Genomic DNA, 13,944 nt, shown 5'->3' with positions numbered 1-13,944 from the left:
ATTCGTGAGGGTGGGCGTACGGTTGGTGCTGGTGTGGTCACCGCCGTCCTCAAGTGAACCGCTGACGTCGAGCAAGCCGAGCCGAGGGCGGCCGCACCGGCACCCTCGGCTCGTTCGCGCCGCGTAGGCTCCGCCTCGCCGGATCGCGGGGCGACCCCTGCTCGGCGGCGTGGCTTGGACCCGGGGCCCCTTTACGGGGCGCGCAGGAATCTGTTACGCTACGTGGTCTGATTGGGAGGCCAGAATGGCCAGTGACGTTCGAATCAAACTTCTACTCGAGTGCACGGAGTGCAAGCGCCGCAACTACGCCTCGCACAAGAACCGGCGCAACACCCAGGGCAAGCTGGAGCTCAAGAAGTACTGCCCCTGGGATCGCAAGCACACGGTTCACAAAGAGGTGAAGGTCTAACCTCGTGCTGAAGGGCTTCTTCCAGTACCTCAGGAACTCGCGCGCCGAGTTGGGTCGCGTGACCTGGCCGACTCGCAAGGAGGTCGTCCAGGCGACGGAGGCGACGCTCCTGTTCGTCCTCATGACCGCGCTGTTCTTGTTCGTCGCCGACCTCACGCTGGGCAACCTGCTGGGCCTCATAACCTGAGCCGGCGCCGCCTAGTGCCGAGGGTGGCCCCGCCCGTCGCGGGCGCTCGGCACCAGACAAAGGACATCGCATGAGCATCGAGTGGTACGCCGTCCACACCTACGTGGGGCACGAAGAGAAGGCCAAGGAGAACATCCTCAGCCGTGCGCGCTCGCTTGGCATGGCGGAATCCATCTTCCAGGTCGTCGTCCCCGTCGAGACCACCATGGAGCACATCGGTGGTGGCAAGAAGAAGGAGACGGTCCGGAAGCTGTTCCCGGGCTACATCTTCGTGCAGATGGACCTCGGCGACAACCCGGACGAGCCAAACGAGGCGTGGGAGGTGGTCCGTTACACCCCCGGCGTGACCGGCTTCGTCGGCACGGCCACGCACGCGGTGCCGCTGTCGCCAGACGAGGAGGCCCGCATGCTCACGGCCATCGGCGTCACGGGGCAGCGCGAGGCGCCCAAGGTCCGCATCACGTTCAACGTCGGCGACATGGTGCAGGTGACCGACGGCCCGTTCGCCGACTTCACGGGCGTCGTCTCAGAGGTCAACCCCGAGCGCGGCAAGGTCAAGGTGCTCGTGTCGATCTTCGGACGCGAGACCCCAGTCGAGCTCGACTTCTCGCAGGTCATCCGCGCCTAGGGCTGAGGGGCGCGCCAGCGGCCCCGCGACCAGTGCGCTGTAGACAACCGCGCTAACACCCCGCGCCTCGCCATGTGCGTGGGGGAGCCTAAGGAGGAACCATGGCCAAGAAAGTTGCCGGCATCGTGAAGCTGCAGCTCCCCGCCGGCGCCGCCACCCCGGCCCCACCGGTCGGCCCGGCGCTCGGGCAGTACGGCGCCAACATCATGCAGTTCGTCAAGGAGTACAACGCCGCGACGGCGGGTCAGGCGGGCGCCATCGTCCCGGTCGAGATCACCATCTACGCCGACCGCTCCTTCACGTTCATCACCAAGACCTCGCCCGCCAGCTACCTCATCAAGAAGGCGGCCGGCATCGGCAAGGGGTCCGCGACCGCCAACAAGGACAAGGTTGGCAAGCTCAGCTGGGCGCAGTGCCTCGAGATCGGCAAGGCCAAGATGGCCGACCTGAACGCCGGCGACGAGGTCGCCGCCGCCAAGATCATCGCCGGTACGGCCCGCTCCATGGGCGTGACGGTGGAAGGGCAGCCGAGCTGATGGCCAAGCACGGGAAGCGTTACCGCGAGCTCGCCAGGAAGGTCGATCGCGATCGCACCTACACCGTCGACGACGCCGCCGCCCTCGTCAAGGAACTGGCCAGCGCCAAGTTCGACGAGACTGTGGAGGCGCACTTCCGCCTGGGCATCGACCCCCGCAAGTCCGACCAGAACGTCCGTGGCACCGTCGCGTTACCGCACGGCACGGGCAAGACGGTGCGCGTGCTGGCCGTCACGCAGGGTGACGGCGTCGCGGCCGCCGAGGCGGCCGGGGCCGACATCGTGGGCGGGACCGACGTCATCGAGCGCATCCTCGGCGGTTGGATGGAGTTCGACGCCGTCGTGGCCACGCCCGACATGATGGCCGCCATCGGCTCGAAGCTCGGGCGGGTGCTGGGGCCGCGTGGCCTCCTCCCCAACCCGAAGGCCGGCACGGTCGGCACCGACATCGGCGGCATCGTGCGCGCCCTCAAGGCCGGGCAGATCGAGTTCCGCGCCGACAAGACCGGCGTCGTGCACGCTCCCATCGGCAAGGCCAGCTTCGCGGCCGAGCAGCTCGCCGCCAACTTCGTCGCCTTGCGCGGCGCGGTCGAGGCCGCCAAGCCCGACGCCGCCCGCGGCCAGTACCTCAAGACCATCCACCTGACCTCGACGATGGGTCCGAGCGTGCGCGTCGCGCTCGGCGCCGCCAGCGAGGCGTGAACCCAGGCATCTTGGTGCGCAGCGCGAGCTGAACACCTCTGGCGTTGGAGACAGCAGGGGCCGCCAGGCTTAAAGATCCTGCCGAGGCGTGGGTGTTGATGCCGTGAGAGATCACGGCGCGCTGCACGCGCTTCGCGGCACGTCCGGGGCAGAGACGGCCCTGGACCAAGCTTCAGACTGAAGGGGAAGGTTGCCATGGCAAACCCCAGGAACGAAGCGACCGTAGCCCTGCTGCGCGAGCAGCTCGGCGAGGCCAAGACGTTCTTCCTGGTGGACTACCAGGGACTCTCCGCAGGCGATCTGGGCCGGCTTCGCGCCGCAGTGCGCGAGGCGGGCGGCAAGATGCTCGTCGCCAAGAACACCCTCATCAACGTCGTGCTCAAGGAGCAGGGCGTCGAGGGTTACGAGTCGACGCTGCAGGGGCCGACGGCCCTCATCCTCGTCGGCGACGAGGTGGTGGCGCCGGTCAAGGCCATCACCGAGTTCGCCAAGGCTCACCCGAAGGAGCTGCCCAAGTCCAAGGGCGGGCGCCTCGAGGGGAGCTTCCTGGGCGAGGACGCGCTGCCGCGCATCGCCAAGCTGCCGTCCAAGAAGCAGATCCAGAGCCAGTTGGTGGGGGTGCTCGAAGCGCCGCTCCAGCAGCTCGTCGGTGTGCTCGCCGGACCGCAGCGGAACCTGGTCACCGTGATGAACAACTACGTTGAGAAGCAGAAAGATGGAGGTAACTGAAGATGGCTTTCGATAAGCAGGCGTTGATCGAACAGCTCGGCGGACTGACCGTGCTGGAGCTCGTTGAACTCGTTGATGGCCTCAAGGAGGCGTGGGGCGTCGAAGCCGCCGCCGCCATGCCCATGGGCATGATGATGGCCGCCCCGGCCGGCGAGGCCGCCGCCGCCGAGGAGCAGACGGAGTTCACCGTCTCCATCAAGCCGTGCACGGGCGACAAGAAGCTCAGCGTCATCAAGGAAGTCCGTGCCATCACCAGCCTCGGCCTCAAGGAGGCCAAGGACCTGGTCGAGGCCGGCGGCGCCATCAAGGAGTCCGTGAGCAAGGACGAAGCCGCCGACCTCAAGGCCAAGCTGGAAGCCGCGGGCGCCGAAGTAGAGGTCAAGTAAGCCCGCAGGGGCGTCGGCACCGCGCGTGGGATCGACGCCCAGGCTGGGCCCAAGATGCGTAAGACGGTTAACCGGCCGGGTCGGGAGCGAGATGGTGCCCCCGATCCGGCCCCCGCACCGGAGGCCGCGCGCCGGGTCGGGCACGGGGGAGCGCGGAGGTGGTAGCGCAGCGCGCACCTGCAAGCGAGGAGCGCTGCTAGAATGCAAGGTCGGCAGGAGGCCTGACGATTGACCTGCGGGGAAACAGTATCTTGATGACAAGCCAAGCGACGCGGCCCGACAGGGCACGCGCCGCCGTGACGTTCCACGCCCCAGTCGTGTGCTCCGGGGCTCCGTTCACGGCCGTGATCACCAGACGGGTGCGCGGCCGCGCGGCGGGCCTCACCGAATATTACTCCCAGCCACACCCGAACATGCAACGCCCGAACGGCGGTGACCGGAAGGCGCGAGACGCGCGCGCCGGTCGACCCGGACGGGCCGCGCGCAGCGACCGCCACAACGGGCCCCACACGAAGGGATGAAGATGCGCGAGATCCGGAACTTCGGCAGGATCAAGGAGGTCATCGACCTTCCCAACCTGACCAACATCCAGATCACCTCGTACAACAACCTCCTGCAACTCGGCCGCAGCGCTCACGAGCGCGAGGACGTCGGGCTGCAGGCCGCGTTCCGCGAGGTGTTCCCGATCGACGAGACGGAACGGGGACGGCAGACGGACCTGGTCCTCGACTTCCTCGAGTACCGGCTCGACGAGCCCGAGTACGACCCCGACGAGTGCCGCGAGAAGGACCTCACCTACCACGCGGGACTGTTCGCCAAGCTGCAGCTCGTCCACAAGGACACCGGGCTCATCAAGGAAGACGAGGTCTTCCTCGGCGACCTGCCGCTGATGACGGAGGACGGCTCGTTCATCATCAACGGGGCCGACCGCGTCATCGTGTCCCAGATCCACCGCAGCCCGGGCGTCTACTTCACGAGCTCCATGGTGAGCGCCTCGCAGCTGCGCTACACGGCGAGCATCATCCCCATGCCGAAGCGCGGCCCCTGGATCGAGGTCGAGTTCGACAACTCGCAGGTGCTGTGGATGAAGGTGAACAAGCGCAAGTTCCACTTCACCCTCCTCCTGCGCGTGCTGGGGTACGGCGACGCCCAGATCCGCGAGCTGTTCGCCGGCCACGAGACGTTCATCGACGCCACCCTCGAGAACGAGGGCTCGCCAGACATCACGCCCGACGAGGCGCTGCTGAGGCTCTTCACGGTGTTGCGCCCCGGCGACCCGCCCAAGGTCGACAAGGCCACCCAGTACCTGTTCGGCCTGCTAGCGGACCCGCGCCGCTACGACCTCGGCGACGCCGGCCGCTTCAAGATGAACAGCAAGCTCGGCCTGAACCACGCCGTCAACACCCTCCTCGGCTTCGAGGACGGCCGCTTCGTCGACTACGGCCTCGTGCCCACCCTCCAGTACCTGGTCCGGCTGCAAGCCGGCGACGAGGGGTACGTCGAGGACGACATCGACCACCTCGGCAACCGCCGCATCCGCACCGTCGGCGAGCTGGTGGCCGACCAGATCCGCGTGGGCCTCGGGCGCATGGCGCGCGGTGTGCGCGAACGCATGCTGCTCGGTAACCCGGACGCCGCCACGCCGCAGAAGCTCGTCAACAGCCGCCCCATCGTGGCGGCGCTGCGCGAGTTCTTCGGGCGCAGCCAGCTCAGCCAGTTCAAGGACCAGGTCAACCCGCTCTCCGAGCTGCGCCACAAGCGGCGCATCTCCGCGCTCGGACCGGGCGGCCTCACGCGCGAGCGCGCCGGCTTCGACGTCCGCGACGTGCACCGCACGCACTACGGCCGCATCTGCCCGATCGAGACGCCGGAAGGCGCCAACATCGGCCTGATCACGTCGCTCGCGAGCTTCGCCCGCGTGAACGACCTCGGCTTCATCGAGGCGCCCTACCGGCGCGTCGTCGCTGGCCGCGTCACCGACGACGTCGTCTACATCGACGCCCACGACGAAGACAAGTACCTCATCGCCCAGGCGAACACGCCGCTGAACGACGACGGCACCTTCGCCACGGAGACCATCGTGGCGCGCAAGCTCGGCGACGCCGTCTTCCTGTCGGCCGATCAGGTCGACTTCATGGACGTGTCGCCCAAGCAGATCATCTCCGTCCCGACGTCCCTGATCCCGTTCCTCGAGCACGACGACGCCAACCGCGCCCTCATGGGCTCCAACATGCAGTCCCAGGCCGTGCCGCTCATCCGCGCCCAGGCCCCCTTCGTGGGCACCGGCGTGGAGGAGCGCGTCTCGCGGGACTCCGGCACGGTCGTGCTCGCCGACGAGGCGGGCACCGTCACCTACGTCGACGCCAACCGGATCGTCATCGAGAACGCGCGCGGCATCGAGCAGGAGTACCTGCTGACCCGCTTCCAGCGCTCCAACCAGAACACCAACCTCAATCAGCGCCCCGTCGTCAGCCTCGGCGACCAGGTGCACAAGGGTCAGGCCATCGCCGACGGGCCCGCCTCCGAGGTGGGGCGCCTGGCGCTCGGCCAGAACGTCCTCATCGCCCTCATGCCGTTCGACGGCTACAACTTCGAGGACGCCATCGTCCTGTCCGAGAACCTGGTGCGCTCCGACGCCTTCACGAGCGTCCACATCGAGAAGTTCGAGAAGGAGGCGCGCGACACGAAGCTGGGACCTGAGAAGATCACCCGCGACATCCCCGGCCTCTCCGAGGCCGCGCTGCGCGACCTCGACGAGGACGGCGTGGTGCGCATCGGCGCGGAGGTGCGCCAGGGCGACATCCTCGTGGGACACACGAGCTTCAAGGGCGAGAAGGACCCCACCCCCGAGGAGCGCCTGTTGCGCTCGATCTTCGGGGAGAAGGCCAAGGAGGTCAAGGACACCTCCCTCAAGGTGCCGCCCGGCGACGGCGGCATCGTGCTGCGCACCGTGCGCTTCCGCAAGGGCGACCACGGCGTCGAGCTGAAACCCGGCGTGCAGGAGATGGTGCGCGTCTACGTGGCGCAGAAGCGGCGCCTGATCGAGGGCGACAAGCTCGCCAACCGCCACGGCAACAAGGGCGTGGTCGCCAAGATCCTGGCGCCCGAGGACATGCCCTACCTCGCCGACGGCACGCCCGTCGACATGGTGTTCAACCCGCTCGGCGTGCCGTCGCGCATGAACCTCGGCCAGATCCTCGAGACCCACCTCGGCCTGGCGGCGCTCAAGCACGGCGTGTCTTACGTGACGCCCGTCTTCGACGGCGCGCGCGAGAGCGAGATCAAGGACCTGCTCGAGGAGTCGGCCAGGGTGGAGCAGGCGGAGAACGACGCCGCCGGCTTCGAGCCCGACCAGCGCGAACTCGAGGTCTACCGCCGGTCCGCCAAGCTGGGGATCGTCGACCGCGACCTCACGCCGGCACAGGCGCACTCGGCGCTGGCGCGAGCAGGCAAGACGGTGCTGTTCGACGGCCGCACGGGCGAGGCGATCGACGCGCCCATCGTGGTCGGGATCATGTACATCATGAAGCTCTACCACATGGTCGAGGACAAGATGCACGCGCGCTCCACCGGTCCCTACTCGCTCATCACGCAGCAACCGCTGGGAGGCAAGGCCCAGTTCGGGGGCCAGCGCCTGGGCGAGATGGAGGTCTGGGCGCTCAAGGCGCACGGCGCGGCGTACACGCTGCAGGAGATGCTGACCATCAAGTCGGACGACATCGACGGCCGCAACGCCGCCTACGAGGCGATCGTCAAGGGGAACGACGTCCTCGAGCCGACGATCCCCGAATCCTTCAAGGTGTTGGTGAAGGAACTCCACTCCTTGGGGCTTGACGTGACGGTGCTGGACGCGGACGACAAGCCCGTGAGCATCTTCGACGAGACGGGACGGCACTGGTGAGCGACGCCACGAGGTTCAACAACTTCCAAGGGCCCAGGGTGAAGGAGCAACCCCGCGAGTTCACGCAGGTGAGGATCCAGATCGCCTCGCCGAAGCGCATCCGCGAGTGGAGCTACGGCGAGATCACCAAGCCCGAGACCATCAACTACCGCACGCTCAAGCCGGAGCGCGACGGCCTGTTCGACGAGCGCGTGTTCGGACCCGAGAAGGATTGGGAGTGCTCCTGCGGCAAGTACCGCGGTCAGCGCTTCGCCGGCAAGACCTGCGAGCGGTGTGGGGTCGAGGTGACGCGCGCCACCGTGCGGCGCTACCGCATGGGGCACATCGAGCTGGCCACGCCGTGCGCGCACATCTGGTACGTGAAGGACATCCCCAACAAGATCGGCGGCCTGCTCAACCTGTCGACTGCCGAGCTCGAGCAGGTGCTGTACTTCGCCAAGTACATCGTCACCGATCCCGCCGAGGCGCGCATGCCGGACGGCCGCCCGCTCAGGCGCGGCGACCTCCTCTCCGACGACGAGTACCGGCAGCTCCGCTACGGTCAGCAGGAGACGTACACCGTCTCCGGCGGCGAGGACGCCGTCGTGCGCGACGGCGAGATCGTGGAGCCCGGCCAGCAGCTCGCCAAGGGCGTGAAGGCCAAGATCGCCGGCATCGCGCAGTACCGCTTCCCGCGGCGCATCACCCTCGACTACCACGAGGCGCGCGACGCCCGCCTCGTCGTCGCCAAGAAGGACTGGATCGAGGAGGAGGCCTACAAGGGCGGCCAGCCCATCGCCGAGCTCGGCGGCGACGTCGTCGTCGTCAGCGAGGCCGAGGGCGTCGTCGAGCTGCTCCCCATCGGTCAGGACGGCGGCATCCTCTCGGTGCACGACGTCGACACCGAGGAGGTGCTCGCCTCCTACCTGCTGCCGGCAGGCATGGAGCCGCTCGTGGCGGGCGGTGAGTTCGTCGAGGCCGGCACCGAGCTGGCCCGCGCCTCTGCCGGCGCCGGCCTCACGCTGCCGCAGGGCGCGACGGCGACGCTGCGCACCAGTAAGGCGAAGGGCACCAACGTCACCGTGACGCTCAAGGTCGAGTGGGAGCGCTCCGAGACCCACGAGACGAACCCCACCATGCACGTGCTCGTCGGCGACGGGGCCACCGTCCGCCCCGGCGAGAAGGTCGTGGGCGCCATCGACGCGGCTCAGGAGATCACGGCCGCCGCGGCCGGCACGGTGCGCCTGTCGCACCCCGCCAGCATCATCGTGTCGCGCGCTCGCGTCTACGCCTATGACGACGAGCCGATCGTCGTGAACGGCGACCGCGTCCGGCGCGGCGACGACCTCGCCGATGGCGGCCGCATCAAGTCCGACATCGAGGGGCGCGTCGAGATCGACCTCGTCAGGCGCCAGGTGCGCGTCATCGAGAGCTACGACTTCGAGGCCAAGATGGGCGCCGAGGCCATCAAGGAGCTGCTCGAGTCCATCGACCTCAAGGTGCTCGAGGCGGAACTCGAGGAGGAGATGACCTCCCAGAGCCGCCACAAGCGCGCCAAGGCCCGCAAGCGCCTCGAGATCACCCGCGCCTTCCTGCAGTCGGGCACGGGCGAGAACGAGAACAAACCGGCCTGGATGATCCTGGACGCCGTGCCGATCATGCCGCCGAGCCTGCGCCCCATGGTGCAGGTCGAGGGCGGCCGCTTCGCCACGTCCGACCTGAACGACCTCTACCGCCGCCTGATCAACCGCAACAACCGCCTCAAGAAGCTCATGCAGCAGGGCGCGCCCGAGATGATCGTGCGCAACGAGAAGCGCATGCTGCAGGAGGCGGTCGACGCCCTGATCGACAACGGGCGCCGCGGCTCCGCCGTGGTGCACCCCGGTTCCGACCGGCCCCTCCGTTCCCTCACCGACCTGCTGGGCGGGAAGCAGGGACGCTTCCGCCAGAACCTGCTCGGCAAGCGCGTCGACTACTCGGGCCGCTCCGTCATCGTCGTCGGGCCGCAGCTGCAGCTGCACCAGTGCGGCGTGCCCAAGCGCATGGCTTTGGAGCTCTTCAAGCCGTTCCTCTTCAAGAAGCTCGAGGAGCGCGGCGTCGTCTCCAACATCAAGAGCGCCCGCAAGATGCTCGAGCGCTACCGCGACGCCCGCGACGAGGTCTGGGACGCGCTGGAAGAGGTCATCAAGGACCGCGTCGTGCTCCTCAACCGCGCCCCCACGCTCCACCGCTTGGGCATCCAGGCGTTCGAGCCGGTGCTCGTCGAGGGGCAGGCCATCCAGCTGCACCCGCTCGTGTGCGAGGCGTTCAACGCCGACTTCGACGGCGACCAGATGGCCATCCACGTCCCGCTGTCGGTCTACGCGCAGTCCGAGGCGCGCCTGCAGATGCTCTCGAGCCACAACCTCCTGAGCCCGGCGCACGGCAACCCCAACGTGCAGGCCACGCGCGACATCATCCTCGGCCTGTACGTCCTCACGCAGCTTCACACTGGCCACCGCGGCATCGGCATGGAGTTCCCCGACGAGGGCGCCGCCACGGCCGCCTTCGAGAGGGGCGAGGTCGACCTCAACTCCGCCATCAAGGTGGGCGGGGTCGACACCTCGGTCGGGCGCATCATCTACCGCTTCGGCAACGTCGACGAGGCGCTCCTGGCCGTGGCCGAGCACCGCATCGACATGCAGGACGTGGTCACCACGCGCGTCGACGGCGAGGTCATCGAGACGAGCCCGGGCAGGCTCCTCTTCGCAAGGATGGTCAAGGAGACCCTCGAGGCGGGCGGCGAGGTGCCGCGCGACCTGCTCCGCTACGACACCGTCTACGAGCGTGGGGCGCTCCGCGACCTCGTCGTCGAGACCTACAAGCGCCTCGGGGTGGAGCGCACCGCCGCGCTCCTCGACGGCCTGAAGCAGTACGGCTTCGAGCTCTCCACCACCTCCGGCATCACCATCGGCATCGACGACGTGGCCATCCCGCCCCAGAAGAAGGTGCTGCTGGCCGAGGCGGAGGAGAAGCTGGCCAAGATCAACTCCGCCTACCAGCGCGGCTTCGTGACCGACTCGGAGCGCTACCAGCAGGTTGTGAAGCTCTGGAACGACACGACCGAGAAGGTCAAGGACGCCGTGTTCGACCACTTCAAGGAGAACATGCCGTTCAACCCCCTCTTCGTCATGGCGCAGTCGGGCGCGCGTGGCAACCCGCAGCAGATCCGCCAGCTGGCCGGCATGCGCGGGCTCATGGCCAACCCGTCGGGCGAGACGATCGAGCTGCCCATCCGCGCCAACTTCCGCGAGGGCCTCGACGTGCTCGAGTACTTCATCTCGACCCACGGGGCACGCAAGGGCGGCGCCGACACGGCGCTCCGCACCGCCGACTCCGGCTACCTGACCCGCAAGCTGGTCGATGTGGCGCACGAGGTCGTCGTCCGCGAGGACGACTGCGGCACCGCGGACTTCGAGACGGCGCAACTCTACGAGGGCGAGCGCGCCCGCCCCAAGGGCCAGATCGAGATGAGCCTCTACGGGCGGCGCCTGGCGCTGGACCTCGACCTGGGCGACGTCACGCTCGCCGCCGGCACGCTCCTCTACAAGGAGGACGTGGACGTCATCGTGAAGGCGATGGCGCGCATGCCCGAGCTTCGCACCGTGGCGATAAGGAGCCCCCTGACCTGCCAGACGCGGGCCGGGGTGTGCCGCAAGTGCTACGGCCTCGACCTCTCCATGATGCGCGAGGTCAGCCTCGGCGAGGCGGTCGGCGTCATCGCCGCCGAGTCGATCGGCGAGCCGGGCACGCAGCTCACCATGCGCACGTTCCACACGGGCGGCATCGCCTCGGGCGGCGACATCACGCAGGGCCTGCCGCGCGTCATCGAGCTGGTGGAGGCGCGCAAGCCGAAGCTCAAGGCCGTGATCGCCGAGCTCGACGGCGTCGTCGAGTTGCAGGACGACGAGGACAAGGAGCGCCTCCGCATCGTCGTCACGAGCGAGGACGGCGAGTTCAGCCGCGCCTACCGCGTGGACCGCAACCTGCGCGTGCTGGTCAACACCGGCGACAAGGTCGAGGCCGGTCAGCCCCTCACGCGCGGCAGCATCAACCCGCACGACCTGCTCGAGTCGCGCGGCCCCGACGCGGTGCAGGCCTACCTGGTCGACGAGATCCAGAAGGTCTACCGCGGCCAGGGTGTGAGCGTGCACGACAAGCACATCGAGGTCATCGTCCGCCAGATGCTCAAGTACGTCGAGGTCGACGATCCGGGCGACAGCAAGTTCTTGGAGGGCCAGACCGTCGAGCACTTCGACGTGCAGAGCGTAAACGACGCCCTGCTCGAGGAGGGGAAGACCCCGGCCTCCTGGAAGCCGCTGCTGCTCGGCATCACCAAGGCGTCGCTCTCGACCAAGAGCTGGCTGTCGGCGGCGTCGTTCCAGCACACCACCCACGTCCTCACGGAGGCGGCGTTGGCCGGCAAGGCCGACGACCTCGTCGGCATGAAGGAGAACGTCATCCTCGGCCGGCTGGTCCCGGCCGGCACCGGCCTGGCCGCGATCAGGCGCACCCGCGTCGCCGACGAGCGGTCGCTGGAGAAGCTCGCGAGCGCCCCCGCGCACGCGGCCGACCAGCCGGTCGGCGCTCCAAGGCCCGCCGCGCCCGCCGCGCCGGTCGAGGCGGAGGCGCGCGACTAGCAGGAGTCGGGCGCCCGGACCGGCGCTTCGCTCGCGCCCACCTAGGTGGGCGCGAGCTTCTGTTCTCTCGGGAGGGGCCCGGGGCCTCTGCTACGCTGGCTCACGATGATCGTGGCACTGGACCCCGGCAGGAACCTGGGCGTGGCGTACGTGACGCCGGCCGGGGAGCTCGAGCGCGGGCTCGTGATAGAGCCCGCCGCGCTCGCCGAGCTGGAGTTGCCGGAGGCCGCCACGGTCCTGGTCGGTGACGGCACCGGCAGCCGGGAGGTGCTGGCGGCGCTGGCGGCACGCGGCGTCACGGCGGAGCTGGTGGGTGAGCGGGGCACCAGCCTCGAGGGTCGCGACCTCTACTTCGCCGCGCACCCGCCGCGAGGCCTGGCGCGGCTAGTGCCGCGCGGGCTGCTCAGCCCGCCCGGACCGATAGACGATTACGCCGCCTTCGCCATCGCCCTGCGCTGGCTGGGTCGCTCCCAAGCGGAACGCCGCGCCTGAGGGCGCGGCGTTCCGACCGGCGGTCCGTGGCCGGCGTCAGTTGAGTTCGTCTTCCTCACCCGCGTCCATCAGGACGCGCGCCTCCTGCTGGCTGATGCCGAGCACGGCGCTGATCTCGCCCGCGAGGAGGCGCAGGGCGCGCCGGTAGGCCTGCCGGTCGAGGTCCGGGAGTCCGCGCTCGAGGTCCCAGCGGCGCAGCTCGCTCGCCAGCGTGGCGATCTGGTACGGGTCGCCCGTGGTGAGGAGGTCGGTGACCTTGCGGTGACGTGCGGCCCACTGCTTCGGGAGCGTGATGCGACCGTTCTGGAGCCGCTCCAGCACGCTCTGGACCTCGTCCTTGGTCAGGGCGGCGCGCAGGCCGGCGCCCTGAGGAGCGGCGACCGGCACGTAAGCGCGAGACGTTCCGTTGGGGAACTCGACCTGGTAGTACTTCTGGTTCGCTCCGGCTACCGTGCGCTCCGTGGTGCCCGCGACGACACCCACGCCGTAAGGTGGTAGCACGACCTGGTCACCCATCTTGAACGTCTTCCCCTGGTCTTTCAAAGCAACTGGCTCCTTTCGTGGCGCGCCCGCGGGCGCGGCTCCAAAAGCGCGGCTACTACAAGGCGTAAGCGAGGCGCTCGATCAGGCTGGACCCCGAACCGGGCCCAACGGCCGACGCGCTCCGGTCGGTGGCCGGAGCGGCGTGCGGTGGGCGGGTCTAGGGGGCTCTGTCTTCGGGTCTGTGTGGCTCGTGGAGTTTCACATACCCAAGCACGCCTCACATGGTAGCAGGAAAAGCGGCGAATTGCACGGGGTCCAAGAACCTAGCGCCCGGCGGCCCGCGCCTCCCGCGCCCGCGGCCGGCGCTGCGCCTGCGCCCGCGACGTCACCGCCACCCCGACCAGGAGGACGGCGGCGCCGACGACCGTGAGCGGGGCGGGCTGCTCGCGGAAGAGGAGCAGCGCCAGCAGCCCCGCGCCGATGGGCTCGAGGAGCAGCGCCGACGCGACGAGGGTGGTGTCGAGGTGCTTGGCCGCGTAGTTGATGCCCGTGTGACCGACGAGCTGCGGCACCAGCGCCAGCGCGATCACGGCGAGGTACGTGGCGCTCGGGTAGCCGAGGTAGGGCGCCCCGACGACCAGCGGCAACGGGGCCAGCACGAGCGCGGCGACGGCGTAGGCGGAGCCGGCGTACGCCTGCAGGCCGAGCCCGTGCGCCTGCGCGTGCCGGCCGAGCAGCAAGTAGGCGCCGGCGGCGGCCGCCCCGGTCAGGGCGAGGCCGTCGCCCAACAGGGGGCGCCCACCCGCGGCGCCGCCGCTCACGGCGCCGCCGCTC

General features: G+C 69.1%; 12 protein-coding genes. 10 read left to right on the top strand and 2 right to left on the bottom strand.

Features of this window, described 5'->3' with window-relative positions:
- Positions 1 to 244 precede the first annotated feature (244 nt).
- The 10 genes from rpmG (at position 245) to H3C53_00820 (ending at position 12,627) form a co-directional block, all read left to right on the top strand.
- The gene (gene rpmG / locus H3C53_00865) at positions 245 to 409 is read left to right on the top strand and encodes a 50S ribosomal protein L33 (GenBank protein ID MBW7915228.1); all 165 of its coding nucleotides are present in this window, start codon (positions 245 to 247) and stop codon (positions 407 to 409) included.
- A 7-nt stretch (positions 410 to 416) separates the two neighbouring features.
- Positions 417 to 596, top strand: coding sequence for a preprotein translocase subunit SecE (secE, locus tag H3C53_00860; GenBank protein MBW7915227.1), 180 nt, complete (start codon positions 417 to 419; stop codon positions 594 to 596).
- Positions 597 to 666: 70 nt separating this feature from the next.
- Positions 667 to 1,224, top strand: coding sequence for a transcription termination/antitermination factor NusG (gene nusG, locus H3C53_00855; protein MBW7915226.1), 558 nt, complete (start codon positions 667 to 669; stop codon positions 1,222 to 1,224).
- 101 nt (positions 1,225 to 1,325) lie between these two features.
- On the top strand, positions 1,326 to 1,760 hold the full coding sequence (gene rplK, locus H3C53_00850) for a 50S ribosomal protein L11 (protein ID MBW7915225.1): 435 nt from the start codon (positions 1,326 to 1,328) through the stop codon (positions 1,758 to 1,760).
- On the top strand, positions 1,760 to 2,461 hold the full coding sequence (locus tag H3C53_00845) for a 50S ribosomal protein L1 (GenBank protein MBW7915224.1): 702 nt from the start codon (positions 1,760 to 1,762) through the stop codon (positions 2,459 to 2,461). Before rplK ends, H3C53_00845 begins: the two co-directional genes overlap by 1 nt.
- 195 nt (positions 2,462 to 2,656) lie before the next feature.
- Entirely contained in the window at positions 2,657 to 3,190 is a 534-nt protein-coding gene (locus H3C53_00840) for a 50S ribosomal protein L10 (GenBank protein MBW7915223.1), read from the top strand.
- A gap of 2 nt (positions 3,191 to 3,192) precedes the next feature.
- Complete coding sequence (gene rplL, locus H3C53_00835) at positions 3,193 to 3,576, top strand: 50S ribosomal protein L7/L12 (GenBank protein ID MBW7915222.1); 384 nt, start codon at positions 3,193 to 3,195, stop codon at positions 3,574 to 3,576.
- Positions 3,577 to 4,099: 523 nt separating this feature from the next.
- Positions 4,100 to 7,477 carry a DNA-directed RNA polymerase subunit beta gene (locus H3C53_00830; GenBank protein ID MBW7915221.1) on the top strand — a complete coding sequence of 1,126 codons (3,378 nt, stop codon included), beginning with the start codon at positions 4,100 to 4,102 and terminating at the stop codon, positions 7,475 to 7,477.
- 38 nt (positions 7,478 to 7,515) lie between these two features.
- Complete coding sequence (gene rpoC, locus H3C53_00825) at positions 7,516 to 12,135, top strand: DNA-directed RNA polymerase subunit beta' (GenBank protein MBW7915220.1); 4,620 nt, start codon at positions 7,516 to 7,518, stop codon at positions 12,133 to 12,135.
- 105 nt (positions 12,136 to 12,240) lie between these two features.
- The gene (locus tag H3C53_00820) at positions 12,241 to 12,627 is read left to right on the top strand and encodes a pre-16S rRNA-processing nuclease YqgF (GenBank protein MBW7915219.1); all 387 of its coding nucleotides are present in this window, start codon (positions 12,241 to 12,243) and stop codon (positions 12,625 to 12,627) included.
- A 36-nt stretch (positions 12,628 to 12,663) separates the two neighbouring features.
- Here H3C53_00820 and H3C53_00815 read toward each other — a convergent pair whose 3' ends face one another.
- Positions 12,664 to 13,143, bottom strand: coding sequence for a CarD family transcriptional regulator (locus tag H3C53_00815; protein MBW7915218.1), 480 nt, complete (start codon positions 13,141 to 13,143; stop codon positions 12,664 to 12,666).
- Between the two features lie 290 nt (positions 13,144 to 13,433).
- Positions 13,434 to 13,931 carry a DMT family transporter gene (locus tag H3C53_00810; protein MBW7915217.1) on the bottom strand — a complete coding sequence of 166 codons (498 nt, stop codon included), beginning with the start codon at positions 13,929 to 13,931 and terminating at the stop codon, positions 13,434 to 13,436.
- Positions 13,932 to 13,944: the final 13 nt, after the last annotated feature.

The organism is Trueperaceae bacterium, from assembly GCA_019454765.1.
In the GTDB taxonomy this organism is placed as follows: domain Bacteria; phylum Deinococcota; class Deinococci; order Deinococcales; family Trueperaceae; genus JAAYYF01.
This window is presented reverse-complemented; position numbering and strand designations above follow the sequence as displayed.